This is a genomic window from Mycoplasma putrefaciens KS1 (assembly GCF_000224105.1).
GTDB lineage: Bacteria > Bacillota_I > Bacilli_A > Mycoplasmatales > Mycoplasmataceae > Mycoplasma > Mycoplasma putrefaciens.
The window spans coordinates 204,314-216,150 of the sequence record NC_015946.1; the positions used below are offsets into that span (position 1 = coordinate 204,314).

At 27.2% G+C, this 11,837-nt stretch carries 9 protein-coding genes; 7 read left to right on the plus strand and 2 right to left on the minus strand.

Annotated elements, in window-relative coordinates:
• Positions 1 to 6: 6 nt before the first annotated feature.
• From polA to MPUT_RS01010, 7 genes are all read left to right on the plus strand, one after another.
• Positions 7 to 2,736 (plus strand): DNA polymerase I, encoded by a 2,730-nt coding sequence (gene polA / locus MPUT_RS00980; protein ID WP_014034948.1) that lies wholly within the window; start codon positions 7 to 9, stop codon positions 2,734 to 2,736.
• A 9-nt stretch (positions 2,737 to 2,745) separates the two neighbouring features.
• Positions 2,746 to 3,573 carry a DNA-formamidopyrimidine glycosylase gene (gene mutM / locus MPUT_RS00985; protein WP_014034949.1) on the plus strand — a complete coding sequence of 276 codons (828 nt, stop codon included), beginning with the start codon at positions 2,746 to 2,748 and terminating at the stop codon, positions 3,571 to 3,573.
• Positions 3,574 to 3,730: 157 nt separating this feature from the next.
• Positions 3,731 to 4,957 (plus strand): DnaD domain protein, encoded by a 1,227-nt coding sequence (locus tag MPUT_RS00990; protein ID WP_238523149.1) that lies wholly within the window; start codon positions 3,731 to 3,733, stop codon positions 4,955 to 4,957.
• Between the two features lie 9 nt (positions 4,958 to 4,966).
• Positions 4,967 to 5,899, plus strand: coding sequence for an ATP-binding protein (locus MPUT_RS00995; protein WP_014034951.1), 933 nt, complete (start codon positions 4,967 to 4,969; stop codon positions 5,897 to 5,899).
• An 87-nt stretch (positions 5,900 to 5,986) separates the two neighbouring features.
• Positions 5,987 to 7,003, plus strand: coding sequence for a type I glyceraldehyde-3-phosphate dehydrogenase (gene gap / locus MPUT_RS01000; protein WP_014034952.1), 1,017 nt, complete (start codon positions 5,987 to 5,989; stop codon positions 7,001 to 7,003).
• A gap of 103 nt (positions 7,004 to 7,106) precedes the next feature.
• The gene (locus tag MPUT_RS01005; RefSeq protein WP_014034953.1) at positions 7,107 to 8,321 is read left to right on the plus strand and encodes a phosphoglycerate kinase; all 1,215 of its coding nucleotides are present in this window, start codon (positions 7,107 to 7,109) and stop codon (positions 8,319 to 8,321) included.
• A gap of 87 nt (positions 8,322 to 8,408) precedes the next feature.
• Positions 8,409 to 9,185: a hypothetical protein gene (locus tag MPUT_RS01010; RefSeq protein ID WP_014034954.1), complete on the plus strand. Its 777-nt coding sequence runs from the start codon at positions 8,409 to 8,411 to the stop codon at positions 9,183 to 9,185.
• Between the two features lie 49 nt (positions 9,186 to 9,234).
• Here MPUT_RS01010 and MPUT_RS01015 read toward each other — a convergent pair whose 3' ends face one another.
• Together MPUT_RS01015 and MPUT_RS01020 are read right to left on the minus strand one after the other, a co-directional pair.
• Positions 9,235 to 10,677 (minus strand): hexose phosphate transporter, encoded by a 1,443-nt coding sequence (locus MPUT_RS01015; protein ID WP_014034955.1) that lies wholly within the window; start codon positions 10,675 to 10,677, stop codon positions 9,235 to 9,237.
• A 169-nt stretch (positions 10,678 to 10,846) separates the two neighbouring features.
• Entirely contained in the window at positions 10,847 to 11,824 is a 978-nt protein-coding gene (locus tag MPUT_RS01020) for a hypothetical protein (RefSeq protein WP_014034956.1), read from the minus strand.
• Between the last annotated feature and the right edge of the window lie 13 nt (positions 11,825 to 11,837).

Below are 11,837 nucleotides of genomic sequence, written 5' to 3' on the forward strand. Positions count from 1 at the left end.
CAAGAAATGAAAAAAATTTTAATTATTGATGGTAACTCTTTGATCTTTAGAGCTTATTATGCAACTGCATATTCAACAAATCAAAACTTACAAACCACAACAGGAATACCAACTAATGCTGTTTTTTCTTTTATAAACATGTTGATTTCTGTTTTAAGCTCACGTGGAAGTTATGATCATCTTTTCGTTGCTTTTGATAAGGGTAAAAAAACATTTCGTCACGAAATGCTACAAGAATATAAAGCTGGAAGACAACAAACTCCTGATGATTTAATTAAGCAATTACCAATTGTTAGAGAATTTTTAACAAGTGCAAATATTCAATGATTTGAACAAGAAGGTGTAGAAGCTGATGATCTTGTTGGAACTATTGTAAAGCTAGCAGAAAAGCAATTTGACGATGTTAAGATTGAAATTTTATCAAGTGATAAGGATATGTATCAGTTAATTTCAGATAAAACTATTTGTATTGTCCCAAAACAAGGAGTTAGTATTTTAGATGAAATTGATAAAAATCAGTTGTTTGACTTATGAAACATTAAACCACATCAAGTAGTAGATTTTAAGGCAATTGTTGGTGATAGTTCAGATAATCTAAAAGGTGTTAGTGGGATTGGTCCTAAAGGTGCTTGTAAATTATTATTAGATTTTGAGTCATTAGAAAATATTTATCATAATTTAGCTTTAATATCTCCAGCAATCAGAAAAAAACTGGAAAATGATCAACAAATTGCGTTTTTATGTAAACAACTAGCAACTATCAAAACTGATGTTGAAATCAGAGATTTTGAATTTAAAAAAATTGAACTTAATTTAGCGAATATCAAAAAATTTTTAAATCATTATGAAATGCGTTCACTGCATAATAAATTTAACTTTATTTCAGATAATGATTTAGATAAAGAACCAGTTCAAGAACAGTACAATCTTCAAATTATTAAAAACTGATCTAAAGAGTATGAAGATAAACAAAATTTTGTGTATGTTGAAACATTAGAAGAAAATTATCATCAAGGTGAAATTATTGGAATTGCAATTTCAAACACTAAGGGAAACTTTTATTTAGATTTTAAAAAACAAGCCCAACAGTTAAGTATTTTTGATGATCAAATTAATAATGGTATTGATCAAAGTCTAGAAAACTTTTTTAAAAATGATCAATTAGAAAAAATTACTTATGATATTAAAAGAACAACTTATTTATTAAAAAATGCCGGCTATGATATTTATGTTACTAACTTTAATTTTGATTTCATGGTGGCTTGTTACTCTTTAAATGCGTTTGTTCAATCAGAATTAGAACATCAAATTAAACTTATTAATCCGGATATTTATCTTGAAAGCAATATTGAAATTTTTGGTAAAGGTGTTAAGAAAAATCCAAATATTGATCTAAATTTAAAAGCTAGTTATATTAGTAAAAAAAGCAATATTTTAAAAGAAAACTTTAATAAGTTAATTGAAAAGCTAAAAGAAACTAACACATTAAAGCTATATTATAAAATTGATCATTTACTAATTGAAGTTTTATATCTTGCAGAACGTCAAGGAATTTCTATTGATAGACAAGAATTGAAACTTCAAACTAATCAGATTTTAGAAAAACTTCAAAGACTAGAAATAGATATGCGAGATCTTTTAAAAGGTTTAATTGACAAAGATTTTAACTTTGCTTCACCAAAACAAATTCAAGAGTTATTGTTTGAAAAACTAGAACTACCAAATTTAGATAAAAACACAACTTCAAAAGAAGTTTTAGAAAAACTATTACCCTTTCATCCAATTGTAAGTATGTTGTTAGAACATCGAAAGTTTAGCAAATTGTATTCAACATATTTAAAAGGCTTTGAAAAGTTTATTTATGATGATAATAAAATTCATACAATTTTTAATCATACTTTAACAAATACCGGAAGATTAAGTTCGACTGATCCGAATATTCAAAATATTTCTATTCAAGATGAAGATCAAAAACAAGTTAGAAAAATCTTTGTTGCATCAAAAGATAAAACTTTTTTAAGTTTTGATTATTCGCAAATTGAATTAAGAGTTCTAGCTCAAATGTCAAAAGAACCGGTGCTAATTAAGACATTTAATCAACAAAAAGATATTCATGATCAAGCAGCAAGATTAATCTTTAATATTTCAGAATCACAAAGTGTTTTACCAGAGCAAAGAAGAATGGCAAAAGTTTTTAACTTTGGTATTTTATATGGACTAACTGATTATGGTTTAGCAAATGATTTAAATGTTGACATTAATTCTGCAAAACGAATGATTGAAGATTATTATCGATCATTTCCAGGTTTGTTAGCATTCAAGCAATCTCAAATTGATAAAGCAAAACAAAATAAGTATGCCTTAACATTAACAAACAGAAAAAGAAACATTTTAGAACTTGATTCTAAACAATATCTAGTAAGAAAATTTGGTGAAAGAATAGCAGTTAACATGCCAATTCAAGGAACTGCTTCAGATATTTTAAAAGTTGCTATGATTTCAATTTTTAAAGAATTAAAAGCTAAAAATTTAGATGCTGTAATGATTGCTCAAATTCACGATGAAATTATTTTAGAAGTCGATTTAAACCAAGTACCAGAAGTTAAAGAAATTGTTGTTAGAAATATGAATTCAGCTTTAAAAGATATGATAGCTTGACTAAATATAGATGATCAAGCAGTTATTAGCTTACAAGTATCTCAATCTCAAGCAAAAACTTGATACCAATTAAAATAAAGGAGTTTTATGCCAGAATTACCAGAAGTCACAACAGTTGTTAAAGTGATTAAACCAAAAATACTTAATAAAACAATACTTGGAATTAATATTTTTACACCTAAGATTGTTAAATCAGATTCGGTTGATAATTTTCAAAAAAAGGTTAAAAATCAAAAAATTAATAAAGTTTTTAATAAAGCAAAATATATTGTACTTGAACTTAATGAACATGTAATTATCTCTCATTTAAGAATGACTGGAAAATGAGTAGTTGAGCAAGCTGAAACTTATAGTTATGATCGATCATGACTAAGAGCCGAAATTAGTTTAGATGATCAAAAGTTTTTTAGATTTTATGATGCCAGAGGATTTGGAACATTAGATATTTATGATAAAAAAGATTATCAGATAGTTTCAGGATTAGATCAACTAGGCCCAATTCCCTTAAATAACCAAGTAAGTGTTGATTATCTTTACTCAAAAACCCAAAAAACTAATAGGGCTATTAAGACCTTATTATTGGATCAGCATATCATTGCAGGACTGGGTAATATTTATGTCAATGAGGTATTATTCTTATCTAAAGTTCTGCCTGATAAACCAGCTAAACTATTATCTAGATCACAAGTTGAAGATATTATTAATAATTCTGAGCAAGTTTTACAAAAAGCAATTGCAATGAATGGAACAACTATTAGTGATTTTGAATCACTTCCAGGAGTTAAAGGAGAGTATCAAAATGAATTGCTGGTTCATTTACGTAATAACAAAAAATGTAAACATTGTGGTTCAAAAATTTTAAAAACACAGGTAAATAATAGAGGTACTTATTATTGCAGTGTTTGTCAAAGCTAAATGTTGAAAAGTGCAAAACCTATAATAAACTAGTCAGATATCTAGTTTATTTTTCTTGCTAAATATCTAGAAAATAACAATCAAAAATAAATATTTTTTTCTTAAAATTTTAGCTTTAAAAGGTATTAATATTAATATAAAGAAATATATTAGAGGGATGATTATGGAAGTGTTAAAAAAAGGTTTTCAGTACTCAGTTGATCTAATTTCAGTTATTGATGCTGAAGAATACAAATCTTTAACTTGCTTGTATCAACCACTAATTGGCTCAAAAGCTATGAGCTTATTTTTAACCTTAATCCAAGAACAAACTATCACATCAAAATTAAAAGATGAAGGCTTAGATGAAGAGAGATTATTTAATTTAACTCAGATGAACCATAAAGAAATTCTAAGCTCATTAGATATTTTAAATGCTTTTAATCTTATCAAAGTTTATCTTAAAAAAGATGGTTCACAACTAGTTAAGTTTCAAGTTCTTGCTCCTTTAAAGAAAAAAGACTTTTTTAATAATGATTATCTAAATAACTTATTAGAAAAAACTTTAGGCGAACAAAACTACGAAATCACTAAGTTTATGCTAAAAGACACAGATAATATTAATAAAGAAGAATTTGAAGAAATAAATGTTGATATTACTGATTTAGTTGATCACACATTAATTAGCGATCTTTCTAAGCAAAAACCCAATTTTAAAAACGTTTCATCTTATTGTGACAAATTAAAACAAGTTTTAGATTTAAATTACATTGAAAAAGAATTGTTAAAAGATGAGATTTTAGTTAATTTTTGTTCTGAAGAATTTGCAAAAATCTTTGCTGACATTTTAATTATTAAAAAACTAAATGAACAAGAAATGATTAATTTAATTCAAACTTCTTATGATCTTAAAAAACAAGCTGTTAATCTAAATCTTTTAGAAAAAAATTTAACCAAATTGATTACTAAAAAAACTAACAAAACTGCCAAAAACTCAAAATCTCTAACTAAAAAAGATCTAGAAATTTTAAAATTTATTGAAAGTATGCATTGAAACGATTATTGTAAAATAAAGTATCAATTAGATTTAAAAGATTGAACTAATGCAATAGAACAAATCAAAACTATCTACAGGTTTAATGATGGTATTATTAATTGTTTAATTGATTTTAGTTACAAGAAAAACAATGGTCATATTGTTGTTAAATATATTCAAAAAATTGCTAAAACAATGTATGAAAGAAACATTAATACAACACAAAAAACCATGTTATATTTAAAAAAAATCAAAAATGCTTATAACAATAGCACAATTTTATCAACTGCTATGTTAAATCCATTAGATCAAAACCAAGTGATTGAATCAAGTAGTACTATTTTCGAAGAACTTGAAGCACTTTTATAGGAGAATTAAATGCAACTTGTAAAATATAAACAAAATCCCAGAATTAAGCAATTAATCAAAGAATCGTTAAGTTCTGTACATCCTATTACTAATGAAATACTTTTAAAAAATCAAGATATTTTAGATGATTTTTTATTATCTTATAAAAAGTGTGATCTTAGTAGTGAATGCCAACAAGTCACCAAAGGTCATCAGATTGATATTACTTTTCAAAACAATCAGTTCTATCTTCAAAATAGTTTTTGTGTTCATCAACAACAACAAGATAAAGTAAATAAAATCATTAATAATTATTTATATGCTGATTTTGATGTAAAAGATTTTTTATTAATTGCTAAAGATTATTATTTTAATGAATTAGCAAATACTAGTTTTAAATTATTAACTGATAGTGAAAAACACGAAAGATCTAATTTACTTAAAGATGCTTTAGAAAATGTAAAAAAGAATAAAACTAAGGGCGTTTATTTATATGGTTCACCAGGTATTGGTAAAACCTATGTTTTTAAAGTTCTTGCAAACACTTTTTCAGCTAAAGGAAAAAAAGTTGCTTTTTGTACCTTAAGATCAGTTATTGATAAAGTTAGACGTTCATTCAAATCATCAGGAGTTAAAGCAGCAGAAATCACTAATAACTTAAAACAAGTTGATGTGCTATTTTTAGACGATATCGGCGGAGAAACTTTATCTCCTTGATCAAGAGATGATTTTTTATTTGAAATTTTAAATTATCGCATGGAAAATAAAAAAGTGACATTTTTTACTTCTAATTTTTCAATCGACCAATTAGAAGAAAATTTTAAAATCACTAAGAAAAATAATGCACATAACCAAGAAGATCATGCAATTGAACAAATTAAGATTAATCGTATTATTTCGAGAATACAAGCTTTAGCCGATGAGAAAAAAGTTGATTGAGACATTAAAAGAAATGCTTGTTAGTTTCTTTATTTGTTAAAGAGTTTAACTCTTTTAAAATCATAAAAAAAGAATATAATTATTGTGATATATTGATAGGAGAAAAAAGATATGTCAAAAAAAGTTGCAATTAATGGATTCGGAAGAATCGGTCGTTTAACCTTTAGAAGACTATTTGAAGAAGGTATTGACATCATCGCAATTAATGATTTAACAGATACTAAAACATTGGCATACCTATTAGAATTTGATACAGCTCACGGATTATTCTGTGAAGGTGAAATTTCATACACTAATGATGCTATTGTTGTTAAAGGAAAAGAAATCAAAGTTTTTTCTGAAAAAGATGCTATCAACTTACCATGAAAAGAGCTAGGAATTGATCTAGTTATTGAATCAACAGGATTTTACACTGATAAAGAAAAAGCTGATGCACATATTAAAGCCGGAGCTAAAAAAGTGGTTATTTCAGCACCTGCTTCAGGAGATTTAAAAACTATTGTTTATGGAGTAAATCACAAAGATTTAACAAAAGATGATCTAATTATTTCTGCTGCTTCATGTACAACTAACTGTCTAACACCACTAGCTAAAGTATTAGATGATGCTTTTGGTATTGAAAAAGGATTTATGACTACAGTGCACGCTGTAACAAATGATCAAAAACTATTAGATCTACCCCACAGAGATTTGCGTCGTGGACGTGCCGCAGGATGAAACATTGTTCCTTCAACAACTGGTGCAGCTAGAGCAGTTTCATTAGTTTTACCTAATTTAAAAGGAAAATTAGATGGATATGCTTTACGTGTGCCAACAATTACAGGGTCAATCACTGATTTAACTGTAGAATTTAATTCTCAAGGTTTAACAGTTGAACAAATTAATAACGCTGTTAAATCAGCATTAGATAAAGATGCTGAATTAGCTAAAGCTATGAAATACGAAACTCAACCAATTGTTTCATCTGATGTTATTGGTTCAAATTATGGTTCAATTTTTGATGCAACATTAACAAAAATTATGGATGTTGATAACAAACAAATGGTTAAAGTTTGTTCATGATATGATAATGAGAGTTCATATGTTTCACAATTAGTAAGAACTATAAATCATTTTATGCAATTATAATAAGTTAACAGTTAAGAGCTTGCATAAATTTTATGTAAGTTCTTTTTAGTTATTAATAATTTATGATTAGAAAAATTAAATCAGTTGAAAAGGAGAAAGTTTTATGAATTATAGTAATAAAAAGACTTTAAGTGATCTTAATGTGGATAATAAAACGGTCTTAGTTCGTGTTGATTTTAATGTTCCACTTGAAAATGGTGTGATTACAGATGACAATCGTATCCAAGCTGCATTACCAACTATCAAACACTTATTAGATAATAATGCCAAGATAGTTTTATTTTCACATTTATCAAGAATCAAAACTGAAGAAGATAAAAAGAAAAAATCATTAGCTCCAGTTGCAAAGAGATTATCTGAAGTGTTAAATCAAGAAGTAATTTTCATACCATTTACTAGAGGAATTGAATTAGAAACTGCTATTAAAAACTTAAAAGCAAAACAAATTGTACTAGTAGAAAATACACGTTTTGAAGATGTTGTAAATAACCAATTAGTTAAATTTGAGTCAAAAAATAATTCTGAACTAGGTAAATACTGAGCAAGTTTAGGTGACATTTTCATAAACGATGCATTTGGAACAGCGCATCGTGCACATGCTTCAAATGTTGGTATTGCTTCAAATGTTTCTGTTTCAGCTATTGGATTTTTAATTCAAAAAGAATTAGAAATGCTATCACAAGCAATTGATAATCCTAAAAGACCATTTATAGCCATTTTAGGTGGTTCAAAAGTTTCTGATAAAATTGGAGTTATTGAAAACTTACTACCAAAAGTAGACAAACTTTTAATCGGTGGGGGAATGAGTTATACATTTTTTAAAGCAATGCAAAGAACTATTGGAACTTCACTTGTTGAAGAAGATAAAATTGAACTAGCAAAACAATACTTAAGTCAAGCAGAAGACAAAATCCAATTACCACTTGATATTGCTTGTGCTAAAGAGTTTGCAGATGTTGAGCCAACTTATTTTGAAACAAATATAGCTGATGGTTGATCTGGATTAGATATTGGTCCAAAAACAATTCAAGCCTACAAACAAGTTATATCACAAGCTAAGACAATTATTTGAAATGGTCCAGTTGGTGTCTTTGAATTTCAAAATTTTGAAAAAGGAACAAACGAGATTTGTAAAGCTGTTGCTAGTCAAACAAAAAATGGTGCTTTTACTTTAATTGGTGGAGGAGATAGCGCAGCTGCAGCAATTAGGTTAGGTTTTAAAGAAAGCTTTACATGAATTTCAACAGGTGGCGGAGCTTGTTTAACATATATGGAAGGTAATGATTTACCAGGAATTGTTGCAATTCAAAACAAATAATTATTAAGCGCTGTTAGAGCGTTTTTATTTTGTTTAGAAAGAGATTTTGAGATAATCATTAATATATGCAGTTAAAAGGTGTAACTAATGTTTAAAAAAAAGAAGGTTAAGTTTAAAACAATTTCTTTTTTAGATTCATATTGAGTTTCTAATTTTTGAATTATAGATAATACAATGTTTCTTGTTAAATTAGACAAACAATCGACAGTTTATGCAATTGATGCGAAAATAGTTTTAGAAAATTTAAAAACAAACTTACACACAAATGCTTTTTTAGCAGATCCATTTTCTGATAACGTGATTAATCGAATAAAAAGCGAATTAGAATATAGATTTAAACTTGATGAAACTATTATAGATATTAGTTTAACTAATAATGAATTATTAATAACAACATTAAAAACCAAAACTAACAAAAATTATAAATATATTAAAAATAAGTTAGAAGTAATTTCAAATTCTGATCATTGAAGCATTTTTGATAAAGACAAATATTTAGGTTCTAAAAAAGCTTTGTTGGATAAATTAACTATTAAAAAAATCTTTTATTCTGGTGATAATCTTTTTATTGTTACTGATAATGAACTTTATCTGTTCAAAGATTTGCAACTTAAAAAAATCTATTCATCAACTTCAAGAATTCAAGTTTGTAAGTTTGATCTAACTTCAGTTATTATTTCTGATATGCAATTAAACAAAACTTTTTGTTTTAATTTTGTTTTAAACAAAAATGTTAATGATATTTGTAATAAGTTTTATTATCGGTTAGATTCTTGAAATCAAAAATTCATTGTTGGTAAACCTTTATTTGACTATCAAAAACATTATAACTATTACTTACCATTAGAATTTATTTACACTTAAAGATAAAAAAATCTCTTATTTTAAGAGATCATCATATTTTTTAAGTTAATTATAAGTTAACTTTTCTTTTTGCAACTTGATCTTCTGGTTTGGTTTTAGCAAAAGGAAATGTTTTTGCATCATCTCTTGGCTCTTTTAACATCAATAACCCAATTAGTGAAAGTAACGTAAAGAAGACAACTGCTGATAACTGAATAGTTGCTATTTGAGTGTTATTTAAACCTTTGATTAAAGGTACGGCAGTGATGATGATTAGTGATAGAGTAAAGAACATGTATCCAAATCCTCAAATTAAACTAAACATTCATCCAATAGTTTTTGGATCTGCTTCTTTGTATTCATGAGGTAAATACAAAATAACTGATTGAATTCCTCAAGTACAGAATCCTGTTAAAATCCCAAGCAAGTAAAATAAACCTAAGATTGGTTTGTAACCATTATTTAATGATTTTGAGCCTTTGTTATATAAAGGAGCCAATCCGTATTTATAAGTTATGATTGATAATACAAAGAAAATAATTGCTAAACTTATAACTGCTCCAATGAACCATCTTCTTTTTAAGTTATATCTTGACCATAATCCAACAATTGGTGGACCAATAATTCCTCCACATAAGAACAGAACTTGTCAAATTCTGATTTGTTTACCTAAAGTTTCTTTGTCAAGCCCTGAAATTCATGGAAATAAAACAACACTTAATGAAGTTGGAAAGACCCCAATTGCTAGTCATCCACCAAATAATAATAATCAAGCATAAGTAGCTTTTTTCTTTAAATAACCTTTAAGAATTTTAAATCCGTTAACTTTTTCTTCGTCTTTTTTAACATCAAAATCAGTTCCTAAAACTAGAACTGCTAGTAAAGGTATTAAATATAGTAATGAAATTACTAAAAAAACTGTTCTTCAACTGTTTCTTAGCGCTTCAATTCCACCACCATCTGAAACAAAGACAAAAGGAATAATTGAAATGATTGAACCTAAAGGAAAGAATGCAATTGATATTTGTGAGTAAATAGATTTACTTTTTTTTGAAAAGAAATTTGCTGCAACTGGTTGGAACAAAATAGTTAACATAGTTCCACCAATTGCCATAATTGTTCTAAAAATTAAGAATAATATATATCCTGAATTTGTTCCAGGCATGTAAAGAGCCGGAATTCCAAATAAAGTCATTGTACAAGCAATTAGAGTCGCTCTTTTATGTGCAAAGCGCACTAATAAGAATGCTACAACAACTGATCCAATCCCACGCCCAAAGGTAATTGCTCAGTTTGCTGCTTTATCTATTAATTCAAAGCTAGCTGAGTTATGAACTTGAAAATAAGATAAGAATCCAGGTGTTGCTTTTCCATTAACAATACCTTGTCCAGCTAAACCTATTGCAAATGTTCAGTTAGCTATGAAAAGTAGATAACCAAATCCGATGAACGATCACAATAATGTTCCATAGAGCATTTTATTTTTATCTGCTCAATTTTTTATGATTTTCATTTTCATCCTTTCTTCCGATTTTTAAAGCGGATTTAATAATATTATGCACAATCATTTTTTAAAATAATTGATTTATTCTTTGTTTTAGCATAGGTAAATCTTAGAAAATATCGATAAAAATATCTTTTATAAGAAATAAAAACCTTACGAAAATATAAGGTTTTATTTACTATCTTGCGACTCTTGCTGCCATTTGGTCTTCTTTTTCTTGAAGCTTATCATAGTATTTAATTGAAACAATTCCGTCACGTCTTCAAATACCGCGAATTGTGCTTGAAATCATTATTTGTAGATAGATTACATATCAAACTTGAAGGAAAATATTTAGCATTCCAAAGATAAATATAAGGAATGCTTGAATACCTTGTGAATTAAACATTCTTGAAAGTGTTCGGGCAATATTACCTAGCATTCTTATGATTGAAACAATCATTAAAATAATTAGTTCAATAGTTGTTATTATGATGTAAAAGTATGCAAAGAATTTCATTATTGATGCTGTGAATGTATCACCTTCAAAACGTTCTTTTGAGTTTTTGTTAAAGTATAAGATAATAGTTAATAATCCAATAACTACAAAAACTCCAGCAACAATCACAAATCCTAATAATGAATCTTTTGCAGCGTTTGATTGGTTAAATGCATTTGCAATTGTTCCGCCAGTTGCTCTATTTAATTGTCATACAAGCACACCTAGAAATATTGCAAATCCAACAGTAGTTAAAACTGAAAAAACTCTAGCTAAAAACCATTTTGAATTAATTGTTGATTGTGTGCTTCTGTTTGGAAGACTAGTTAGTAATCATGGTGTTAAAAAACCACCGATATTTAAACTTAAAGCCGAAAGAACATAACGATTTGCAACAAGTTCATCATCTGTTGATGTTCTTGCAAATCTAATTATTATATACGCTGTAGCGATTGCTCTTCATAATGAGTGAGCAATTGCAGCATATCCAATTGCCAATCAGGTTTTTTGTTCTAATTGTAGTCGGTTGTAGTCTATTTGTTCTAAATAGTATATACCAATAATTAGACCTAGAACTCCAAAAAAAGTTCCAAAAATTTGAGCGATTACCACTCATTGTCTATGATCTCTGTAATCACTAGTATTTGTTGTGGAATTATAACTCTTATTGTTAGTCATAATTAACTCCCTT